General features: G+C 30.5%; 24 protein-coding genes. 22 read left to right on the top strand and 2 right to left on the bottom strand.

All coding sequences use genetic code 11. The annotated features are described in order from the left end of the window. Positions 1-70 precede the first annotated feature (70 nt). The 20 genes from rplM to disA all read left to right on the top strand — a co-directional run bounded on the left by rplM (position 71) and on the right by disA (position 18,928). On the top strand, positions 71-505 hold the full coding sequence (gene rplM, locus ABNK64_RS00815; protein WP_291255686.1) for a 50S ribosomal protein L13: 435 nt from the start codon (positions 71-73) through the stop codon (positions 503-505). Between the two features lie 16 nt (positions 506-521). Then, positions 522-920, top strand: a complete 399-nt coding sequence (rpsI, locus tag ABNK64_RS00810) for a 30S ribosomal protein S9 (protein WP_300342942.1) — start codon at positions 522-524, stop codon at positions 918-920. A gap of 291 nt (positions 921-1,211) precedes the next feature. Next, positions 1,212-2,843 (top strand): AAA family ATPase, encoded by a 1,632-nt coding sequence (locus ABNK64_RS00805; protein WP_349763161.1) that lies wholly within the window; start codon positions 1,212-1,214, stop codon positions 2,841-2,843. Between the two features lie 62 nt (positions 2,844-2,905). Beyond that, on the top strand, positions 2,906-3,187 hold the full coding sequence (locus ABNK64_RS00800; RefSeq protein WP_349763159.1) for a hypothetical protein: 282 nt from the start codon (positions 2,906-2,908) through the stop codon (positions 3,185-3,187). Between the two features lie 330 nt (positions 3,188-3,517). Continuing rightward, on the top strand, positions 3,518-5,365 hold the full coding sequence (locus ABNK64_RS00795) for a YeeR family protein (RefSeq protein ID WP_349763158.1): 1,848 nt from the start codon (positions 3,518-3,520) through the stop codon (positions 5,363-5,365). An 89-nt stretch (positions 5,366-5,454) separates the two neighbouring features. Further along, on the top strand, positions 5,455-6,024 hold the full coding sequence (locus tag ABNK64_RS00790) for a hypothetical protein (RefSeq protein WP_349763157.1): 570 nt from the start codon (positions 5,455-5,457) through the stop codon (positions 6,022-6,024). 108 nt (positions 6,025-6,132) lie between these two features. Then, positions 6,133-7,230 carry a redox-regulated ATPase YchF gene (ychF, locus tag ABNK64_RS00785; protein WP_291258913.1) on the top strand — a complete coding sequence of 366 codons (1,098 nt, stop codon included), beginning with the start codon at positions 6,133-6,135 and terminating at the stop codon, positions 7,228-7,230. A gap of 89 nt (positions 7,231-7,319) precedes the next feature. Further along, complete coding sequence (locus tag ABNK64_RS00780; RefSeq protein ID WP_349763156.1) at positions 7,320-7,802, top strand: YceD family protein; 483 nt, start codon at positions 7,320-7,322, stop codon at positions 7,800-7,802. Between the two features lie 36 nt (positions 7,803-7,838). Next, positions 7,839-8,021, top strand: coding sequence for a 50S ribosomal protein L32 (rpmF, locus tag ABNK64_RS00775; protein WP_291256269.1), 183 nt, complete (start codon positions 7,839-7,841; stop codon positions 8,019-8,021). A gap of 133 nt (positions 8,022-8,154) precedes the next feature. Beyond that, complete coding sequence (gene plsX / locus ABNK64_RS00770; RefSeq protein ID WP_291256270.1) at positions 8,155-9,162, top strand: phosphate acyltransferase PlsX; 1,008 nt, start codon at positions 8,155-8,157, stop codon at positions 9,160-9,162. A gap of 18 nt (positions 9,163-9,180) precedes the next feature. Beyond that, positions 9,181-10,173: a beta-ketoacyl-ACP synthase III gene (locus ABNK64_RS00765; protein ID WP_349763155.1), complete on the top strand. Its 993-nt coding sequence runs from the start codon at positions 9,181-9,183 to the stop codon at positions 10,171-10,173. Between the two features lie 68 nt (positions 10,174-10,241). After that, complete coding sequence (gene fabD, locus ABNK64_RS00760; RefSeq protein WP_300389406.1) at positions 10,242-11,153, top strand: ACP S-malonyltransferase; 912 nt, start codon at positions 10,242-10,244, stop codon at positions 11,151-11,153. Between the two features lie 62 nt (positions 11,154-11,215). Continuing rightward, the gene (acpP, locus tag ABNK64_RS00755; protein ID WP_005883395.1) at positions 11,216-11,437 is read left to right on the top strand and encodes an acyl carrier protein; all 222 of its coding nucleotides are present in this window, start codon (positions 11,216-11,218) and stop codon (positions 11,435-11,437) included. 80 nt (positions 11,438-11,517) lie between these two features. Next, positions 11,518-12,756 carry a beta-ketoacyl-ACP synthase II gene (fabF, locus tag ABNK64_RS00750; RefSeq protein ID WP_349763154.1) on the top strand — a complete coding sequence of 413 codons (1,239 nt, stop codon included), beginning with the start codon at positions 11,518-11,520 and terminating at the stop codon, positions 12,754-12,756. 23 nt (positions 12,757-12,779) lie between these two features. Further along, positions 12,780-13,502 (top strand): ribonuclease III, encoded by a 723-nt coding sequence (gene rnc, locus ABNK64_RS00745; protein ID WP_300342448.1) that lies wholly within the window; start codon positions 12,780-12,782, stop codon positions 13,500-13,502. Next, positions 13,489-14,544: an elongator complex protein 3 gene (locus tag ABNK64_RS00740; RefSeq protein WP_349763153.1), complete on the top strand. Its 1,056-nt coding sequence runs from the start codon at positions 13,489-13,491 to the stop codon at positions 14,542-14,544. The genes rnc and ABNK64_RS00740 overlap by 14 nt, the downstream gene beginning before the upstream one ends. Continuing rightward, positions 14,516-15,985, top strand: a complete 1,470-nt coding sequence (locus tag ABNK64_RS00735; RefSeq protein WP_349763152.1) for an Rne/Rng family ribonuclease — start codon at positions 14,516-14,518, stop codon at positions 15,983-15,985. The genes ABNK64_RS00740 and ABNK64_RS00735 overlap by 29 nt, the downstream gene beginning before the upstream one ends. A gap of 10 nt (positions 15,986-15,995) precedes the next feature. Beyond that, entirely contained in the window at positions 15,996-16,490 is a 495-nt protein-coding gene (gene coaD / locus ABNK64_RS00730; RefSeq protein WP_291256277.1) for a pantetheine-phosphate adenylyltransferase, read from the top strand. Between the two features lie 7 nt (positions 16,491-16,497). Further along, complete coding sequence (gene radA / locus ABNK64_RS00725; RefSeq protein WP_300342442.1) at positions 16,498-17,886, top strand: DNA repair protein RadA; 1,389 nt, start codon at positions 16,498-16,500, stop codon at positions 17,884-17,886. Then, a complete protein-coding gene (gene disA / locus ABNK64_RS00720) occupies positions 17,876-18,928 on the top strand; it encodes a DNA integrity scanning diadenylate cyclase DisA (protein ID WP_291256279.1) in 1,053 nt (350 codons plus the stop codon). Before radA ends, disA begins: the two co-directional genes overlap by 11 nt. Positions 18,929-19,006: 78 nt before the next feature. Here the strand turns inward: disA and ABNK64_RS00715 are convergent, their stop codons facing one another. Continuing rightward, on the bottom strand, positions 19,007-20,311 hold the full coding sequence (locus ABNK64_RS00715; RefSeq protein WP_349763151.1) for a Na+/H+ antiporter NhaC family protein: 1,305 nt from the start codon (positions 20,309-20,311) through the stop codon (positions 19,007-19,009). A 17-nt stretch (positions 20,312-20,328) separates the two neighbouring features. Further along, positions 20,329-21,447, bottom strand: coding sequence for a replication initiation protein (locus ABNK64_RS00710; RefSeq protein ID WP_291256281.1), 1,119 nt, complete (start codon positions 21,445-21,447; stop codon positions 20,329-20,331). A gap of 247 nt (positions 21,448-21,694) precedes the next feature. Here ABNK64_RS00710 and ABNK64_RS00705 point away from each other — a divergent pair, with 247 nt between their 5' ends. Together ABNK64_RS00705 and ABNK64_RS00700 are read left to right on the top strand one after the other, a co-directional pair. Next, a complete protein-coding gene (locus ABNK64_RS00705) occupies positions 21,695-22,009 on the top strand; it encodes a PTS lactose/cellobiose transporter subunit IIA (RefSeq protein WP_291256282.1) in 315 nt (104 codons plus the stop codon). A gap of 32 nt (positions 22,010-22,041) precedes the next feature. Continuing rightward, entirely contained in the window at positions 22,042-23,004 is a 963-nt protein-coding gene (locus tag ABNK64_RS00700; RefSeq protein ID WP_300342438.1) for a glycosylasparaginase, read from the top strand. The last annotated feature ends 7 nt before the right edge of the window (positions 23,005-23,011 follow it).

The raw sequence follows: 23,011 nt of genomic DNA, 5'->3' as shown, positions 1-23,011 counted from the left end.
TAAACCTTTCCCACAAAGGACCGTTGCGTTATATTAGAACGATATAACATAATTAGGAGGAAATTTTAAAGTGAAAAAGTATACTTTTATGCAAAGAAAAGAAGATGTTGTTAGAGAATGGCATCACTATGACGCTGAAGGGCAAATATTAGGAAGATTAGCAGTTGAAGTTGCTAAAAAATTAATGGGTAAAGAGAAATTAACTTTTACTCCACACATTGACGGAGGAGACTTCGTAGTAGTTACTAACGTTGAGAAATTAGTTGTAACTGGAAAAAAATTAACTGACAAAAAATATTACAATCACTCAGGATTCCCAGGAGGAATAAGAGAGAGAAGACTAGGAGAAATCTTAGAGAAGAAGCCAGAAGAACTATTAATGCTAGCTGTTAAGAGAATGCTTCCAAAAAACAAATTAGGAAGACAACAATTAACTAGATTAAGAGTATTTGTTGGAGCAGAGCATACACATTCTGCACAAAAACCAGTAAAGGTAGAATTTTAATAGGGGGTAAATGACAGTGGCTGAAATGATTCAATATAGAGGAACTGGAAGAAGAAAAACTTCTATAGCAAGAGTAAGATTAATTCCTGGAGGAAAAGGAATTGAAATAAACGGAAAAACTATGGCAGATTATTTTGGAGGAAGAGAAATCCTTTCTAAAATAGTTGAGCAACCTTTAGCTTTAACAGAAACTTTAGATAAATTTGAAGTTAAAGTTAATGTAATCGGAGGAGGAAACTCTGGACAAGCTGGAGCTATAAGACACGGAGTAGCAAGAGCTTTAATATTAGCTGATGAGACTTTAAAAGCTGCTTTAAGAGAAGCTGGATTCTTAACTAGAGACTCAAGAATGGTTGAAAGAAAGAAATACGGAAAGAAAAAAGCAAGAAGATCTCCTCAATTCTCAAAAAGATAATTACATGGGATTTATATACCTCACAAACTCAATGTTTGTGGGGTTTTTCTTTTAAAAATGGAAATTTATATACCTAAAAATAGATATATAAATTTCCAGAATACAAAACTATTTATTTAATTTTTTTAAAGAATAATGTGTAAATACTCACACAATTCATTGTTTTATTAATTTTGCATTTTACATATATTATTCTTTGAATTGTATCAGTTATAAAATAAAATAGGGGTTTTCTTTGTAGTATGGTATAATAAATATTATATATCTTAAGGAGAGGAGAGAAATATAGTTATGAAAAAAATACCTATTGCAGTGGAAGATTTTAAAGAAATAATAGAACAAGATTATTATTATGTTGATAAAACAAAGTTTATAGAAGATATATTAAATGATGGAGCAAAGGTAAAATTATTTTGTCGTCCTAGAAGATTTGGAAAGACTCTTAATATGTCTACACTTAAATATTTCTTTGATATAGAAAATAAAGATGAGAATAGAAAGTTATTCAATAGCTTATATATAGAAAACTCTCCTATAATAAAGGAACAAGGAAAATATCCTGTAATATTTATCAGTATGAAAGGTATAACTGCTTCTACTTGGGATGAAGTCATTAAAAGTATTAGTGAAAAGATTTTTAAGTTATATAACCAATTTGATGGAATTATTAATTCTGTTTTTAGTGAAATTGAAAGTAAAAAATTTCAAAGATTACTTAGTCAAGAGAGCGGACAAGTTGAAATGCAGACAGCATTATCTTTTCTAACATCACTTCTATATAAATACTATAATCAAAAGGTAGTAGTATTAATAGACGAGTATGATTCTCCAATAATGTCAGCTTATGAAAAAGGTTACTATACAGAGATGAAAGATTTTTTAAAGGCTTTCTATGGAGAGGTATTAAAGACAAATGAATACTTACAAATGGGAGTTCTTACTGGGATAATAAGGGTAGCTCAAGCAGGAATATTTTCTGATTTAAATAACTTTACAAACTACACAATATTGAATAATGAGTATAGTGATAGTTTTGGATTAGTTGAAAATGAAGTGAAAGCTATGTTAGATTATTATGATATAGGTTATGAGATGCCAGAAGTAAAAGAGTGGTATGATGGTTATAGTTTTGGAAAAGATGAAATATACAATCCTTGGAGTATTTTAAAATTTGTACAAAGTAAGGAGTTAAAATCTCATTGGGTAAATACTTCTGGAAATGCTCTGATTTTAAATATGTTATTAGCTTCAAATTCAACTGTATTTGACAACTTAAATGATTTGATAAATGGCAAGGATATAATGGTATATATCAATGAAAGTATAAGAATGGGAGATAATCTTTCTCCTAATAATATTTGGGAGATCATGTTATTCTCTGGATATTTAACAATTAAGGAAAAACTTAGTGAAACAATGTTTACCTTAAGAATACCCAATAAAGAGATACAGAAGTTATTTAAAGGATTGTTTGTAGATGCTATTTTTAGAGAGAGTAATAATGTTGGAAGTTTGATTCAAGCTTTGGTTACTAAGAATATATCTCAAATAATAAAAAGCTTAGAGGATGTAGTTATTAATGCTATTAGTTTCTATGATACAAGTAAAAAGTATGAGAATCCTTATCAAACATTATTAGGAGGATTTTTATATGCCTTAGATGATTATTATATAATGCATCCTAATATGGAAAGTGGTTATGGTAGAGCTGATATAATTTTAGAACCAAGAAATAAAGCTTGGGCTGGATATATTTTGGAACTAAAAAGATCTAATACCAATGATATAGAAAAAGAAGCAGAAAAAGCTTTTGATCAAATAGAAGATAAAAAATATGAAACTCTATTAAAGAAAAATGGAGTAAAAGATATAGTAAAAATTGGCTTAGTTTTTGATGGGAAAAAAGCTATAGCTTATTATTAGTGATAATGTATTAATGAGTTTTATATCCAAATTTGATAAATTATGAAAAGGAGGAGTGCAATATGACGGCTAGAGAAGTAGTAGATAATAAAGTTGAAGAAATTGAAAAAGATTTTGGAAGAAATATTGGTAGACTTTTAGAAACAAAAGATAGAAAAAACTTTTTAGTAGTATTAGATTTCTTTGTATCTATACCAATGGGACAAATGATGAAGTATGTTTCATTTTTATTAGATTTAGAAGAAGAGTATCAAATAAAAACAGTTCATTGCTTACCAGCCTTTCATAAAAATATGATTATTTGGGTAGGAACAACAGATAATAAAGACTTAATAGAGGAATAGAGTATATTTTCAATAAAATTTATAATTCTAAAATGGCTCTTTGTCAAATGGTGTTGGTAAAAACAAATAAATTTTTATATATCTCCAGTGGATTTTCCACTGGAGATATTTCGTATAAAGAAAGAACACTTCCTTGAATTAGGAAATGCCTTTGACCTACATAAAAGTATATAAGATATTTTATTATTAATATTATATTACTTAAAATTTTTATTATAGAAAGTCGAAATTTATAGGAAAAATCTCAAACTTTCACAAAAATTTTGAAGATGACAGTTTTTGACAAAGACAATATTATAAAATAATAAAAAAAGAAAAAGGGGTAAGTTAATGATGAATGAAAAAATGGTTTTAGTAGAAATAAAAAAAATATTACAAAATGAAATAAGAAAAGTTGTAGATTATAGGAATGTTTATTATTATGATAGAAATGGTATTAATGAAGTAAGCTTTGTTAAAAACTATGGAGAACCACTAATAAAAATAATTAATAAAGATGCACATATTTTTTTTACTAACTTAGGTATAGTCTATAAAAAAATAAATGGAATATTATTTATAGAGTATATTGATATTGAAGATTTAGAAATAGGTTTAAATTACAAGGTCATTAATATAATTTCAACCAATTTTATTAGAATTACTATACAGGAGATTGATGCTTTTTCTTTAAAAAAAATAATTGAAAAAATTTTAAATCTTTTAATGAAAGAAAAATATAAAATAAATTATAAAAATAATTTAAATCTTGAATATGCTGGAATTATAAAGGGAGAGATAATTAATACTTCTAATCTTTCTAGTATAGATAGATTTATAAATAATTCAAAAACAAATCATGGGATAGCTGCAGAAAGAGCGAATCATCAAGCAGATTTTATAAGAATGAAAAAAGTTGAGCTATTAGGTGATAATAATGTTAAAAATGGTGCTGATAGAAGAGTAAATGGGATAGAAATACAATCTAAATACTGTAGTACTGGAGCTAAATGTATTAACGAATGCTTTGATAAAGTAACAGGTAATTTTAGATATATAAATTCTTCAGGAGAGATTATGCAAATTGAAGTACCTTCAGATAAATATGATGAAGCAGTTAGAGTTATGAAAGAAAAGATTTCAAGTGGCAAGATTCCAAATGTATCAGATCCTAATAAAGCTACTGAAATAGTTCGTAAAGGTAGTGTTACATATGAACAGGCTAAAAATATAACTAAATTTGGAACAATAGATTCAATAAAATTTGATGCGATTAATGGAATGGTTAACTGTGTTTCAGTTTTTGGGTTAAGTGCTTGTATAAGTTTTGCTAAAAGTTTATGGGATGGTGACAGTACGGAGAGTGCTATAGATAAAGCTGTTTTAACAGGATTAAAAGTTGGAGGAGTTACATTTATAAGCTCTATTTTGTCTAGTCAGCTTTCTAGATTAAATATAGGAGGAAAAGTTTTGAATTCATGGCTTTTAGCTCCTTCTAAAGAAATAACAAAGCAATTAGGAACAAATGTTACCGCTAAGATAGCAAATGCATTTAGAACATCAAAAACAGCAATCTGGGGAGGTGCTGCAACAAACAATGTAGCTAAAATGTTAAGAAATAACGCAATTGTAGGAATAGCAACATTTACAGTGTTATCTAGTTTTGATGTAATAGAGCTTTTTAGAGGAAGAATTTCTGCAGCTCAATTATTTAAAAATATGACTAAAATAGCTGGAGGAATAGCTGGAGGAGCTGCTGGTTATATGGGAGGAGTTGCTGCTGGAGCAGCTATAGGAGGAATTGTTCCAATTATAGGAAATGTTGCTGGTGGAATTATTGGAGGACTTGTTGGTGCTATAGGAGGGGGAACTTTTGGTGAAAGTGTGACAGACAGTATTGTTAGTAGTATTATAGAAGATGATGTAAAAGAAATGATAAGAATTATTGAAAATAATTTTACAACTTTTGCTAATAATTATTTATTGAATAAACAAGAGGGAGAAAAAATTGTAGATTTATTAAAAGATAAGTTGACTGCTGATACTTTAAAGGATATGTATTCATCAAATAATAGAAATAGATTTGCTCAAAACTTAATTGAACCATTAGTAGAAAAAGTTGTAAGAACTAGAAGAAAAATTTATCTTCCAAGTAATGAACTTATGATTGAGGGAATAAAAAGAGCTTTTAATAATTGATAAAGTAGAAAATTTAAATATGAAAAATCAAAAGATATCAACTGCTTAAGTATTAGAACATAAAAAATAAATAAATTTTAGGTGAAATTATGGAATTAATAAGTTTTTTTAAAGAATATGAAGAAAATATAGAAGTTATAGAGGTAATAGGAGAAAACTATTATTATATTTGTAAAAATCTTAATAAGGTAATATTAGATGAAGGTAGAATAAAAATAGATAATTTAACTATAGAATTAGAAGGTTTTCTTCAGATAAAAGAAGAAATCAATAATGAACAAAAAATATATATCTACCTATATAATGATTTTGCTATTAAATTTACAATGAAAAAAATAGTAAAATTAATAGATTTATTAAGATATAGGAAGTCAGATATTCAAAAGATAGAGATTATTGGAGATAACTTTTATTTCCCTTGTACTAATAGTTCAAATATAATTATTAAAGAAGATTCTAATCCTATTATGCTATCAATTGATAGATTTATAACAACTTTTGAGAGAGAGGAACTTTTAAAGGGAGTTTTAGAGCAAAAAGATAATATTTATACATACAATTATAAAAACTTTGAACTTAAGATAACTATGAATAAGATAATAAAACCAATAAAAATAGTTAATCCTTGGAAGGAACTTAAAAATATATTGAAATTATAAGAGGATTATATTAATATTCTACAAAATTGATAAAGCGAAGGTATTTACAAATTCTTTAAATTATGGTAAAATTTGTAGTAATATAAATTTTTTAGGAGGGGCTTTTCAATGATTGGAATAGGAATAGTAGGTCTTCCAAATGTCGGGAAATCAACACTTTTTAATGCAATAACAAAAGCTGGTGCAGCAGAGGCAGCAAACTACCCATTCTGTACAATAGAACCAAATGTGGGAATGGTAACTGTACCAGATTCAAGATTAGATGAGTTATCAAAAATAATTAATCCTCAAAGAGTAGTTCAAGCTACTGTAGAGTTTGTTGATATAGCTGGATTAGTAAAAGGAGCAGCAAAAGGAGAGGGATTAGGAAATAAATTCTTATCAAATATTAGATCTACAGCAGCAATTTGCCAAGTAGTAAGATGTTTTGAAGATGATAATGTAATTCACGTAAGTGGTTCAGTAGATCCAATAAGAGATATTGAGGTAATAAACACAGAGCTAATATTTGCTGATATGGAAACTGTAGATAAAGCAATTGAAAAACATAAAAAATTAGCTATGAATAAGAATAAAGAATCTATGGCATTAATGCCTGTATTAGAAAAATGTAAGGCACATTTAGAAGAGTTTCAACTATTAAAAACTCTATCTATGACAGAAGAGGAGTTAGAGTTAATAAGAACATATCAATTATTGACTTTAAAACCTATGATATTTGCAGCAAATGTGGCTGAAGATGATTTAGCAACAGGAAATGAGTATGTAGAAAAAGTAAGAGAGTATGCTGAAAAATTAGGTTCAGAAGTTGTAATAGTTTCTGCAAAAGTTGAAGCTGAATTACAAGAGATGGATGATGAAGAGAGCAAGAAAGAGTACTTAGAGGCACTTGGTGTTGAAGAGGCAGGATTGAATAGATTAATAAGAGCTGGATACAAGTTATTAGGTCTTCAAACTTATTTTACAGCAGGAGTAAAAGAGGTTAGAGCTTGGACAATAAGAATCGGAGATACTGCTCCAAAAGCTGCTGGAGAGATCCATACAGATTTTGAAAAAGGATTTATCAGAGCAAAAGTGGTTTCATTTGCTGATTTTATAAAGTATTCAGGATGGAAGGGTGCTCAGGAAGCTGGAGTATTAAGATTAGAAGGAAAAGAGTATATAGTTCAAGATGGAGATTTAATGGAATTTTTATTCAATGTGTAGAATAAAAAAATCCTTTGTTAAGAAAAATTACTTGACAATATTTAAAAAACTTAGTAAAATATCTAGGTGTACGATTGGAGGAAATTGTTTTGAGATTAGAGATTAAAAATTTTCCAAACCAAATTTTAGAATTTGACTTCTATATTGATAGTATGGAGGACATAGATCTAAAAGATAGAGTGCATGTTATAGGAACAGCTGTAAATAACAATGGTAAAGTTGAAATAAGTGGAAAATATTCAACTAAAGTAAAAACACAATGTGTAAGATGTCTAAAAGAGATTGAAATAGAATTAAGTAATGATTTTATGGGAACTTTCTTAGATGAAAGTGAGTATGTTCAGTATTCAAAAAGTTTAAATGCAGAATGTGAAATTAATCAAAATGAGATTTATGACGAGATAAAAGATGGAGTTATAGACTTAGAAGGATTAATAAGAGAGTATATAATACTTGATATGCCACCATATCCACAGTGTGAACCTGTTTGTGAAGATGATTCAGAGATAGAGAAGCACAGTGATAATGGAATTGATCCAAGATGGCAGCAATTATTACAAATAAAAAATTAATTTTTAAATAAGAATGTAAGTAGGAGGGAAACTAAGATGGCAGTACCTAAGAAGAAAACATCTAAAGCTAAGAAAAACATGAGAAGATCTCATCATGCTTTAACTGGAACTGGATTAGCAACTTGTGAAAAATGTGGAGCTCCAAGAAGACCACACAGAGTATGTCTTTCATGTGGAGATTACAATGGAAAACAAGTTCTAGCAGGACAAGCTGAGTAATTAGATTGTTTAATTAGATAAAAAAAGGCAAGATAAGCTCTTGCCTTTTTTTATTATAAAAGTAAGAAAAATATTTTTAAAATTCACAAATATGATGTATAATGTTGTAAAGATAATTATATAGGAGGCAACAATGAGAATAGCTTTAGATGCTATGGGTGGAGATAAAGCTCCCTTTGAAACGGTAAAAGGAGCAGTGAAAGCCTTAGAAGAGAGTGAAAGTTTACACCTCATACTTGTTGGGAAGAAAGAGATAGTAGAAGAGGAGCTATCAAAATACAAAGTTGATAGAGATAGAATAGAGATAGTAGATGCTAGAGAGAAAATAGAGATGACTGATGATCCTGTAACAGCAGTTAAAGGAAAGAAGGATTCATCTATGAATAGAACTTTAGAGCTTGTTAAAGAGGGAATAGCAGATGCTTCTGTTTCAGCTGGAAATACAGGTGCCTTAATAACTGCTAGTCAATTAAAACTAAAAAGAATAAAGGGTGTATTGAGACCAGCTATTGCTACAATGTTTCCTAATAAGACTGGAAAGATGTTGATGTTAGATGTTGGTGCAACTGCAGATTGTAAGCCAGAGTTTTTAAATCAATATGCTATGATGGGTTCTAAATATTTGGAAGTATTGTTAGGAAAGAAAAATCCGACTGTAGGATTATTAAATATTGGAACTGAAGAGGGTAAAGGAAATGAGGTAACTAGAGAAGCCTACCTTCTTTTAAAAGAGAATAAAACTATAAATTTTATGGGAAATGTAGAGAGTACAGAGGTTATGAATGGAAATATAGATGTAGTAGTAACTGATGGATTTACAGGAAATATGGTTTTAAAGACTTCTGAAGGGGTTGCAAAGTTTATTGTCTCATCATTGAAAGAGGAGATAGGTAAATCATTTATATATAAGCTGGGGGCTTTACTAATCAAACCAGCAATAAAACATATAGCTAAAAAGATGGATTCATCAGAGTATGGTGGAGCTATATTTTTAGGCTTGAATGGAATCTCTATAAAAGCTCACGGAAATTCAGATTCAACAGGAATAAAAAATGCTATAAAGGTGGCTAATAAATTTGCTGAGATGAATTTTATCGAAGAGTTAAAAAATGTTATAGATATAGATAATATTAAAGAATAGACCTTATAGGAGGAGATAATGGAATTTAAAAGCGTAGGAATCAAAGGATTAGGATACTATGTTCCAGAAAAAGTAATGACTAACTTTGATTTTGAAAAGATAATAGATACATCTGATGAATGGATTAGAACAAGAACAGGAATAGAGGAGAGAAGATTTGCTGCTGCTGATCAGGCAACTTCAGATCTATGTGTAGAGGCTGCTAAAAAAGCTTTAGATAGAGCCAATATGACAGTGGAAGACTTAGATTTGATATTAGTGGCTACTTGTACTCCAGATTATTTAGTTCAAGCAACTGCATGTTTGGTACAACATAAATTAGGTGGAAAGAATATTCCATGTTTTGACTTAAATGCAGCTTGTAGTGGATTTATATATGGACTTACAGTTGCTAACGGAATGATAAAGGGTGGAGTATACAAAAATATACTTGTAATAGGAGCAGAGACACTTTCAAGAATTATAGATATGCAGGATAGGAATACTTGTATATTATTTGGTGATGGTGCTGCAGCTGCAGTAGTTGGAGAGGTTGAAGAGGGATACGGTATACTATCAACTTATCTAGGTGCTGAAGGAGAAGACGATGATATATTAAGAACTCCTGCTGGTGGAACAAAAAAACCAAATGATGCACAAACAATAGAGAATAGAGAGAACTTTGTAAAGATGAAGGGACAAGATGTATTCAAATTTGCTGTACATGCACTACCAAATGCTACAAAAAATGCTTTAAATACAGCTAATGTAAGTGCTAATGATCTATCTATGATATTCCCACATCAAGCTAATGTAAGAATAATAGAGTCAGCAGCAAAAAGAATCCATGTACCAATTGAGAAGTTCTATATGAATCTTCAAAAATTTGGAAATACTTCATCAGCTTCTGTAGGTCTTGCATTGGGAGAAGCTTTAGAGAAAGGACTTGTAAAAAAAGGAGATCTAATAGCTTTAACAGGTTTTGGAGCAGGATTAACATATGGTTCTATAATAATGAGATGGACATATTAATAAAGAATTGACAGAATTTAGATGCTATGATATATTAAATTACACGTGTTTTTATTAAGGAGGAAAAGATGTCTAAAATAGCTTTTGTATTTCCAGGACAGGGAACACAATATGTTGGAATGGGAAAAGAATTATATGAGAACAATGAGCTAGCAAAGCAAGAGTTTGATAATCTATTTTCAAAACTGGATTTTGATTTAAAAAAAGTTATGTTTGAAGGTCCAGAAGAGGAGTTAAAAGAGACTAAAAATACTCAACCAGCTATAGTATCAATGAGTTTAATATTGACAAAATTATTAGAAGCTAAAGGAGTAAAGGCTGATTATGTAGCAGGACACTCTGTAGGAGAGTATGCAGCTTTTGGAGCAGCTGGGTATTTGTCATTGGAGGATACAGTTAAATTAACTGCTGCTAGAGGAAGCTATATGAATGAAGTAGCACACAAAGTTAATGGTGGAATGGCAGCAATTATTGGGTTGGATTCTTCAAAGATAGTTGAAGTACTTGAAGGAGTAGAGGGAGTAGTTGAAGCAGTAAACTTTAATGAACCTAAGCAAACTGTAATAGCTGGAGATAAAGATGCTATTGAGAGAGCTTGTGTGGCTCTTAAAGAAGCTGGAGCTAGAAGAGCAATGCCATTAGCAGTATCAGGTCCTTTCCATTCATCATTGATGAAGGAAGCAGGAGAAAAATTAAAATTAGAGGCTGAAAAGTATAACTTTACTATGACAGATGTTAAGTTAGTAGCAAATACAACAGCTGAAATTTTAAATTCAGTTGATGAGGTAAAGGAAGAGATCTATAGACAGAGTTTTGGTCCAGTAAAATGGGTTGAAACAATAAATAGATTGAAAGCTGAAGGGGTAGATACAATTTATGAAATAGGACCTGGAAAAGTATTAGCAGGACTTATAAAGAAAATTGATAAAGAAATTATAGTAAAAAATATAGAAAAACTTGAAGATTTGTCAAATATATAGTAAAATCTATAATATATAACGTTTTTAAAATATATAAAGAAAAAATTAAGGAGGAAGAAAAAATGTTAGATAAAATAAGAGAAATAGTAGTAGAGCAATTAGGTGTAGACGCTGAGCAAGTAGTACCTGAGGCAAACTTTGTTGAGGATTTAGGAGCAGATTCTTTAGATACTGTTGAGTTAATAATGGCATTCGAAGAAGAGTTTGACGTTGAGATTCCTGATACAGATGCAGAGAAAATAAAAACAGTTCAAGATGTTATTGATTATATTGAATCAAAATAATTAATTGGATAAAAATGAACGGGGTATTGAGTAGGTACCCCGTTACTTATATATATTAGAGCAAAATTAGAGGTGATGTTATGAATAGAGTAGTCGTTACAGGTCTAGGACTAATAACTGCTTTAGGGACAGGAATAGAGAAGAGTTGGAAGAGAATAGTGGCTGGAGAGACAGGAATAGCTAAGATAGAATCTTATGATGTATCTGAGATGCCAGTACAGATAGCTGGAGAGGTAAAAGACTTTGATCCTACAGAGTTTGGAATTGAGAAGAAAGAGATAAAAAAATTAGCTAGAAATACTCAATTTGCAATAGCAGCTACAAAAATGGCTTTAGATGATTCTAAATTAGTAATAGATGAGAATAATGCTGAAGAGGTAGGAGTAGTTGTTTCTTCGGGAATTGGTGGAATAGAGGTATTTGAAGCTCAACACCAAGCTATGTTAGAAAAGGGAGTAAGAAGAATATCTCCATTTACAATTCCTGCTATGATAGCTAATATGGCTGCAGGAAATATAGGGATTTATTTTGGAGCAAAAGGACCTAATAAATCAATTGTAACAGCTTGTGCTGCTGGAACTCACTCAGTTGGAGAAGCTTTTGAAATGATAAAAAATGGAAGAGCAAAAGTGATGATAGCAGGAGGAACAGAAGCAGCTGTAACACCTTTTGCTATGAATGCCTTTGCTAATATGAAAGCTCTTTCAACAAGAAATGATGAGCCTGAAAAAGCTTCAAGACCATTTACTGCTGACAGAGATGGATTTGTAATGGGAGAGGGAGCAGGAGTGTTAATTCTTGAGGAGTTAGAGTCTGCAAAAGCAAGAGGAGCAAAGATATATGCTGAAATAGTTGGATATGGAGAGACTTGTGACGCTTACCATATAACAGCTCCAGTAGATGGTGGAGAAGGAGCAGCAAGAGCATTTAAAATGGCTCTTAAAGAGGGAAAAATAGCATTAGAAGATGTTGATTATATAAATGCTCATGGAACTTCAACACCAGCAAATGATAAAAATGAAACTGCAGCAATAAAAGCTGTATTTGGAGATCATGCTAAGGAATTGATGGTATCTTCAACAAAAGGAGCTACAGGACACGGATTGGGAGCTGCTGGAGGAATTGAGGCTGTAATTATAGCGAAGAGTATTTTTGAAGGTGTTGTTCCACCAACAATAAACTATGATAATCCAGATCCAGAGTGTGATTTAAACTATGTGCCAAATAAGGCAGTTGAGAAGGAAATAAATGTAGCAATGTCAAGTTCACTAGGATTTGGTGGACATAATGCTGTAATAGCTATGAGAAAATATAAGTAGAATTGTAGAATTTAGGAGGAGAAATGAAAAAAAATTACTTAGATTTTGAAAAAAATCTTGGGTATAATTTTAAAAATAAAGAACTTCTAAAAAATTCACTTATTCACCGTTCATTTGGAAATGAGCATAGAAGATATAAAAAGATAAGTAATGAGAGACTAGAACTGCTAGGAGATGCAGTTCTAGACCTCGTTGTTACAGAGTATCTATATAAAAGCTATGCAAACTCTACAGAGGGAGATTTGGCAAAAGTAAAATCTATGGTGGTAAGTGAACCAGTTTTAGCAGGGATATCTAAAAAATTAGAAGTTGGAAAATATCTACTATTGAGTAGAGGTGAGGAGCTAACTGGTGGAAGAGAGAGAAGCTCTATATTAGGAGATGCATTTGAAGCTATATTAGGGGCAATATATATAGATTCAGATTTTGAAACAGCCAAGAAATTTGCACTTTCACATATAAAAGATGCTATTGATAATGTGGACAACAATGAGGATATTTTAGACTTTAAAACAATATTGCAAGAGTATAGTCAGAAAGTATATAAAATTATACCTGAGTATTCAGTGATAAAAGAGATAGGACCAGATCATCAAAAAGTGTTTGAGATAGAGGTTAAGATAGATAATGGAATTGAGGAAAAACAGTCTGAAATAGGTAAAGGTAAGAATAAAAAGACAGCAGAACAAGCAGCTGCTAAGTCATTGTGTAAAAAATTAGGAGTAAAGATTCATGAAGCACTATAATATTCCAATATTTATAAGTCATTTTGGTTGCCCAAATTCATGTGTTTTTTGTAACCAAAAAAAGATAAATGGTAGAGAAACAGATGTTACAATTCAAGATTTAAAAGATACAATAGAGACATATTTAGAAACTCTTCCAAAGAATTCCAAGAAAGAAGTGGCTTTCTTTGGTGGAACTTTTACAGGAATTTCTATGAATTTACAAAAAGAATACTTAGAGACAACTTATGAATATATAAAAGCTGGAAGTATTGATGGGATAAGATTGTCTACTCGTCCAGATTGTATAACAGAGGAGATAGTAGAACAGTTAAAAAAATATGGAGTAACAGTTGTTGAATTAGGAGTTCAATCTCTTGATAAAGATGTATTGTTGGCAACTGAGAGATACTATCCTCTAGAGGTAGTAGAAAATGCTTGTAGATTACTAAAAAAATATGGGATAAAAGTTGGAATCCAATTGATGATCGGATTACCAAAATCTACTCAAGAAAAAGAGTATGAAACAGCTAAAAAAGCCTTAGCTATGGAACCAGACATGGTAAGAATATATCCAACATTAGTGATAAAAAATACTAAGATGGAGAGAATGTTTTACAATAGAGAATATACTCCATTAACATTGGAAGAGGCTGTTGAGATAACTAGGAAAATTTACTCTCTTGTAGAGAGTAGAGGTGTGAATGTAATCAGAGTAGGATTACAGCCAAGTGATGATTTGAGAGAAGATGGAGTAGTTATTGCAGGACCATTCCACTCAGCATTTAGGGAGCTAGTTGAAACAGAGATACACTATGACTTCTTTAAAGATATAGCACTGAAAGATAAGAAGTTGGATATTTTAGCCAATGAGAAGTCTGTTTCAAAATTTGTTGGAATAAATAAAGCTAATAGATTGAGATTAAAAGAGTATTTTAATATAAAGATAGATAATTCAATCGAAAAAGATGATGTAGTTGTAAATGGAAAAAAATATTCTAGGTTAGATATACTAAGAGGAGAGTTAAAAAGAAATGAATCAGATAGTGATCAACATAGATGAGTTTCAGTCAAGAGCAGCTATAATTGAAGATAAAAAAGTGATCGAGATTCTGATCGAAAGAGAAGAAGAGGGAAGAATAAATGGGAGTATTTATAAAGGAAAAGTAGCTAATGTTCTTCCTGGAATGGAGTCAGCTTTTTTGAATATAGGGTTGGAAAAAAATGCCTTTCTCTATGTAAATGATCTGAGAGAGTTTGAAGAAAAGTATTTAGATGGGATATGTAATAGTGAAAGACCAATAGAGGATATATTAAATGTTGGAGATGAGGTTGTAGTACAGGTTTTGAATGAACCAAGAGGAAGCAAGGGTGCAAGAGTGACTACACACTATACATTGCCTGGAAAATACTTGGTATTGATGCCAAATAATGATCATCTTGCAATATCTAAAAAGATAAAAGATGAGGCAGAGAGATCTAGATTAGAGGAGATATTTAAGGATATAAAGCCTGAAAATATGGGAATTATAATTAGAACAGCAGCCTTTGGAAAGAGTATTTTTCATTTTGAAAGAGAGATAGAGTACCTAGTAAAAAAATGGGAAGATATAGAGAAAAAAACGAAAAATGCTAAAATAGGAGAGGTGTTATACAAGGATAATGGAGTTATAACAACTGTTTTAAGAGATATTTTCTCCAATGATATAGATGAACTTATAGTTGATAATGAGGAAGCTTATTGGGAAATTATAGATTATATAAACGCTTTTAGTGAAAAGACTTTAAAAACAAAGATAAAACTTTTTAAAGGAGAAGATGAAAGAAATATATTTGAAGTATTTGAAATTGATAAAGAGATACAAAACGCTTTAAAGGAAGAGGTGAGATTAGAATGTGGTGGCTCACTGGTAATTCAGAAAACAGAAGCATTGATAAGTATTGATGTAAATACTGGAAAGAATACAGGAAGCTACAATCTTGAAAAAACAGTTTTAAATACAAATTTAGAGGCTGCAAGAGAGATTCCAAGACAGTTAAGATTGAGAAATTATGGTGGAATTATAATAATAGATTTTATTGATATGAGATTGGATGAGGATAAGGAACAGGTATTAAAGACATTGGAAGAGAATCTGGCCAAAGATAGAATAAAAAATAATATCGTTCATTTTACAGATTTAGGTTTGATAGAGATGACTAGAAAAAGAACGGGTAAACCATTGTATAGTTATTTTCAAGAAACTTGTCCAATATGTAATGGAACAGGAAAGATAAAATCTAAAGATGCAGTTATTCATGAGATGATGTCAGAGATTAGAATCTGTGCAAAAGATGAGGATATATCAAAGATAAAGGTAGTATTATCTAAAAAATTAAAGATAGCTTTTAAAGAGTTGTATTTTGAGTTTGTAGAAGATTTTGTAAAAAATAGAAAGAAAGAGCTTATATTGGAAGAGAATAAAGAGAATAATTACGAGTATGAGATTGTTTTAATAAAGTAAAGGTGAATATATGAAAATAGGAGTGTATGCAGGAAGTTTTGATCCAATAACTAAAGGGCATTTTGATGTTATAAAAAAATCTTTAAAAATAACAGACAAATTGATAGTGGCAGTTATGAATAATGCCAATAAAAAGTGCTGGTTTTCATTAGAAGAGAGAAAAGAACTGATAAAAATGCTAACAAATGAATTTGGAGAAAAGGTAGAAGTAAAGAGTTTTGATGGGTTGTTAATAGATTTTATGAAGGAGCATAATGCAGAGATCATAATAAGAGGATTGAGAGCAGTATCTGATTATGAGTATGAGTTAGGTTATGCTTTTGTAAATCACGATCTTTCTGCTGGAGAAGTTGATACAATATTTATACCAGCAGCAAGAGAGTACATGTATTTAAGTTCAAGTGCAGTAAGAGAGGCAGCAACTGTAGGAGCAAGGCTAGATATTTTTGTAGATACAAAAATAGTGGATATAGTTAAAAATAAAGCTAAAAATATAAAGGGATAGGTTATAAATGGCAAAAACTAAGAGTTTTTATGTATGTAGTGAATGTGGATATAAAACTGCAAAATGGACAGGAAAGTGTCCACAATGCAATAGTTGGGGAACTTTTGAAGAGGAGTTGGAAGTTTCATCAGCTGTAGGTGCACCAGTAGTCTCTTCTGCAGTATCTATAAAGGAAACTTCAGAGAAGGTTTTCTCTTTTAATGATGTCATAATAGAGGAGAGCGATAGATACAAAACTCAAATAGGTGAGTTTGATAGAGTGTTAGGTGGAGGTTTATTATGTGGTGAAGTTGTTCTTATCACTGGAAATCCAGGAATAGGAAAATCAACTTTATTATTACAGGTTGCAAATGAGTATACTACATATGGAGATGTAATTTATATATCAGGTGAGGAGTCTCCAGCTCAAGTAAAGAGCAGAGGAGAGAGATTGAAAATAAAGAGTAAAAATCTTTATTTGATGTCAGAGACAGATATTTCAAAAATATATGAATTTTTAATAGCAAAAAAACCTAAAGTTGTGATAGTGGATTCTATACAGACTCTATATAACTCAGTTGTAGATTCAATACCAGGAACACCTACACAGATAAGAGAGTGTACACTGAAGATAATAGAGTTAGCTAAAAAATATGGGATCTCATTTTTCATAGTTGGACATATTACAAAAGATGGAAAAGTGGCAGGACCTAAATTATTGGAACATATGGTAGATGCAGTATTTAATTTTGAGGGAGAAGAGGGGCTTTTCTATCGTATACTGAGAAGTACCAAAAATAGATTTGGCTCAACAAATGAGTTAGCAGTTTTTAGTATGGAAGAAGACGGAATGAAGGAGATAAAAAATTCGTCTGAATATTTTCTCAGCGAGAGAGAGGAAAGAAATATAGGAAGTATGGTAGTTCCTGTACTAGAGGGAACAAAAGTATTTTTATTAGAGGTGCAGACTCTTCTTACAGAGGTAACAATTGGAATTCCTAAGAGGATAGTACAAGGGTTTGATAAAAATAGAATACAGATTCTAACAGCAATTGCTGAAAAAAAGATGTATATGAATCTAGCTATGAAAGATCTATTTGTAAATATTCCTGGAGGACTTAGTATCGAGGATCCAGCAGCAGATTTAGCTGTTTTAATATCAATACTATCAATATACAAGGGTGTAGAGATAAGTCAGAAAATAGCAGCTATTGGGGAATTGGGATTAAGAGGAGAGATTAGAAAGGTATTTTTTATAGATAAAAGACTTAGAGAATTAGAAAAACTAGGATTTAAAGGGGTTTATATACCAGAAGCTAATAGAAAAGAGATTGATAAGAAAAATTATAACTTAAAACTGATATATTTAAAAAATTTAGAAGAACTTTTAGAAAGGATGAATAAAGATGGACAGTAAAAAATTGGAAGAGATGCTGTCATTTGTAACGCCAGGAACAGCTCTTAGAGAGGGACTAAATAATATATTAGAAGCAGGATTAGGAGCTTTAATAGTTATAGGCTTTGATGAAAATGTAAAAAAAATGGCAGATGGTGGATTTTATTTAGAGTGTGATTTTACTCCAGAAAGAGTATATGAATTGGCAAAAATGGATGGAGCAATAATCTTAGATGCAGAGTGTAAAAAGATAATGTATGCTAATGTTCATTTGCAACCAGATAGAAAATATAAATCTACAGAGAGTGGAACAAGACATAGAACAGCTCAAAGAGCTGGACAGCAGATAGGGAAATTGGTAATAGCAGTTTCAGAGAGAAGAAATGTAATAACTCTATATAAAGATGATATAAGATATAGATTGAAAGATGCTTCTTCAATAGAAAATGAAGCAGCTCAAGCTATAAAGACAATGGAGAGATACAAGGCAGTTTTAGATAGAGCCTTAGCAAACTTGACAATATTGGAGTTGGATAATACAGCAACTCTATATGATGTGGCTACTGCACTACAGAGATTTGAAATGTTGAGAAGAATAGGAGCAGAGGTAAATAACTGTGTTGTTGAGCTAGGTGTAGAGGGAAGATTGTTAAATCTTCAATTTCAAGACCTAAATCAAGATATAGAGGAAGATGAGTATGACTTAATCAGAGACTATATAGAGGATGGAATTGACTATAAAGAAGTAAAAGAGAAGATGAAGAGCCTTGATGATGAAGAGTTGTTAGAGGTAGAGAATTTTTCACACTCTCTTGGATATGGAAAGAGTTATAGTCTATTAGATAATGAAGTAAGTCCTAAAGGTTACAGATTATTAGGTAGAATAAGTAAATTAACAAAAAAAGATATAGAAAAATTAATAAATAGATACAATAGTATTTCAAAACTTCAAGATGTACCAGATGAAGAGTTATCAGATATGAAGATAAGTAAGGTTAAGATAAAAGCCTTAAAAAGTGGTTTGAAAAGATTGAAGTTGACTGTTGAATTGGAAAAAGTGTAATAGAAGTAGAAAATAGAAAAAGGAAAAAAGTTACTTATAGGATAATGCCTATTGTAGTAGTTTTTTTCCTTTTTTGCTTTAAACTTTTTTATCTTTTAATTTTATAAAAATTAAAGTGAAGATAAGTAGAAGCATCTGATACCAAAGTAGAGATATTAACTCTATAGGTGAAACTTTTTCAGAAGCAAAACTCAATAGAATTAGCATTTGAGCACCGTATGGGATAATTCCTTGAAATATACAAGAGAATATATCTAAAATGGCAGCACTCTCTTTGGGATCAATATCATATTTTTTAGATATATTTTTTGCAATGGGACCACTGATTATTATAGCAACAGTATTATTGGCAACAGCCATATCAATTAGTGATACTAATATACCTATACCTAATTTAGCACTCTTTTTACCAATTATTAATTTTTGGATATGACCAATTAGCCACTGTATTCCACCTGCTTTTGATGTCATATTAGCTAAACCACCTGAAAATAGTGATAGAAGAAAGATCTCATTCATTCCAGTAAATCCATTATATATCTCTTTAGATAGTGTTAAAAAAGTAAAATTTCCATGAAATATTCCAATTATTCCAGCTATTACTATTCCAAGAGTAAGTACTACAAAGACATTTATTCCACTTAAAGCTAAGATTAAAACAGATAAATATGGAACTATTTTAAGGAAACTATAATCTAATATCTCTAAATTTACTATTGTTTTTGGAGCACCAAAGAGAAAGAATAAAATAACTGTCAAAATAGCAGCAGGAAGAGCAATATTTAAATTTACTCTAAATTTATCCTTCATCTCTACTCCTTGAGTTCGGGTAGAAGCGATTGTTGTATCTGAGATAACAGAGAGATTATCTCCAAACATAGCTCCACCCATAACAGCTGCCAATATGAGGGCTAGAGAAACTCCACTTTTATCAGCAAGACCAACTGCAATAGGTGCAATAGAAACAATAGCTCCAACAGATGTACCAGTAGCTGTTGAGATAAAAGCAGCTATAACAAATAAGCTGGGAGCTAAAAATCTTACTGGAATAAAAGATAGAGCTAAGTTGACAGTAGAATCTACTCCCCCCATAGTTTTAGCTACTCCAGCAAAAGCTCCAGCTAAAAGATAGATTATACACATAGTGATAATATCTTGATGTCCACACCCTTCTAAAAATGTATTGAATTTCTCTTTAATACTCCCTTTGAAAAGGATAAAAGCAAAAACAATTCCAATAAAAGCTGCTATAGGTGATGGTAATTGATAGAAAGCCATTGGAATTTTTTGCAATTGAAGTATAATACCAGCTCCCAAATAGAAAAGTACAAATACAATGAGTGGAACTAAGCCAATAAAACTTCCATTGTTATTATTTTTCATTAAAACCTCCATTAAAATTATTTATGAACATAAAACTCAATAATTGATGTATCATTTTTATTGTAACTTATCTTTATAGAGAGAGTTTTATCTTTTAAAACTACTGTCTCTTTATCTTTTAGTGAGTAAAGAGTAATAGTAAACATATATTTAGATAGTTGAGGAAGATTATTCTTTTGAATAAAGACAAGGATATCTGTGTGCATTTGAAATAGAGATTTAAATTTCTTTTTCAAAATATAATCAGGTTTATCAAGTTCCTCATTTTGTGCAAGAGATAGTTGGAGATGTTTTTCAATATCAATATCAAAATTGAGCAAAACATATTCAACTTTATTTTTTACAAACTCCTCTCCATACTCTGCTACAGATTTTAAAAGTAGGGAGTATATTTCAGAGAAATTTTTAATATTTTTCCCTAGTTTAGCCATTAACGAATCAATAAATTGAGTTGTATTTTCCTCAGCAATTGAATTAGAATCAACTTTCTTACTAATGGTTATTCCTAAAATTTTGGCACTTTTATGTTCGCCATTTTTAACTTTTTCATATTCAAGATTTAATTTGCCATTGGTTTTAATATCTTCTAGTATTGGAATGAGAAGATTTTTTTCAATGTCATAAAATCTTTTATAAGAGTCGCCTATTTCAAGAATTTCACGAAGAGTATCAACTGGAATATAGATATTGTTATCTTTATTATTGTAAATATATTGATAGAGACGATAGGAGAATTTCTCCTCAAGAAACAGTATGTTTCTCAGACCAACTCTATCAAAAAAAGACCCCTTTTTAAATGAATTAGTAATTTCATCTGAAAATACAAGATATATAGTTTCGTTATTAATATAATAAGATTGTAATATGCTAATACAGGTAAAATAGTTATTCTCTTTGGAAAAAATTGTGATAGTTTTACTCATCAAACTATTTAGATATTTTAAAATCTCCTCTTTTTCAGTAAAATTAAAAATTTTTAAAAATTTATTTAATGATATATGATTATATTTCTGTAATCTTATATTACGAAATAACTCCTTATCTTTTTTTGTTAAGTGTTTTGTAAAATCAAGTTTAATATCTTTTCCAATTAATTCAAAATCTAAAAGACTTATTTTGTCATTTTTTTCATTCATACATACCACCTTAAAAAAATTAAAAAAATTTTGAATATAATTTTCACAAAAATAAAACGAAAAATAACAAATAATATTTCGTTATACCTAATTAGTCTACCATTTATTCTATAAAAAATCAACAACTAACAAAAAAACTATAATGATAATAACGAAAAAAGTTCAAAAAATGACAGATTTGACTTTTTATAATATATAATATATGATAAAGATGTGAATAAATAAAAAATATGTGGAGGTAATACAGATGAGTTTAACAATTGAAGAGATAGCAATGACAATAGTAGGAAATGCAGGAGAAGCAAGAAGCTTAGCATTTGAAGCTTTAAGAGAAGCAAAAGAGGGAAATTATGATAAAGCAAAAGAGTGTTTAGATCAAGCTAAAGAGAGAAGTTTAGCAGCACATGAGATGCAAACAGAGTTAATATGTAATGAAGCAGATGGAAATGGAATAGAGATGAATCTATTAATGGTACATGCTCAAGACCACTTAATGACTTCAATACTTGCTAGAGAGTTAATTGAAGAGATGATCGCTCTATATAAGAGATTAGATAAATAATCATTGAAATAACCTTAGGAGGAAAAGAGTTAATGAAAAGAGAATGGGGTATGATAGCAACTTGGAGAATGGCAGGAGATGCTGTTGCACTAGGAGCTGATATATTAGAGAATGGTGGAAAATGCCAAGATGCTGTAGAAAAAGCGATTATGCAAGTAGAAGATTATCCATTTTATAAATCTGTAGGTTATGGTGGACTTCCTAATGAAGAGTGTGAAGTAGAATTAGATGCGGCATTTATGGATGGAAAAACTTTATCAATAGGAGCAGTAGCAGGAATAAAAGACTATAAAAATCCTGTTTCAATAGCAAGAAAATTAAGTGAAGATAGATTTAATATTTTCTTAGTTGGAGCTGGAGCAGAGGCATATGCTCATAAAAATGGTTTTGTTAGACAGAATATGCTAACTGAGAGAGCAAAGAAAACTTGGGAAAAGAGAAAAAAAGAGATATATGAGAAAAATCTTTCTCCATATGATGGACATGATACAGTTTGTATGATAGCTCTTGATAAGGAAAAAGATATGGCTGTGGCTACATCAACAAGTGGACTATTTATGAAAAAAAGAGGTAGAGTAGGAGATTCGCCTGTTTCTGGATCGGGATTCTATGTTGATAATGAAGTTGGAGGAGCAGCAGCTACAGGACTTGGAGAAGATATAATGAAAGGTTGTCTATCTTATGAAGTAGTTCAAAGAATGAAAAAGGGAGAGACTCCTCAAGAAGCAGCTCAAGGTGCTGTAATGGACTTTACTGACGAGTTAAAAAGAAGAAGAGGACACGCTGGAGCTATTTCGGTAATAGCTCTTAATAATAAAGGTGAATGGGGAATAGGAACAAATGTGGAATTTACTTTTGCAGCGACTACATCAGAGGAGATACCTCAAGTCTATATTGCTAATCCAATAGAGGGAAGCAAAGATGTAAAGATAGAAGCAGTTAGTAAAGAGTATATGGAAGAGTATAAAAAAAGCATTCAAAAACCAATAGAGTAGTGAATAT

Source organism: Fusobacterium sp. SYSU M8D902 (genome assembly GCF_040199715.1).
In the GTDB taxonomy this organism is placed as follows: Bacteria; Fusobacteriota; Fusobacteriia; order Fusobacteriales; family Fusobacteriaceae; genus Fusobacterium_A.
This window is presented reverse-complemented; position numbering and strand designations above follow the sequence as displayed.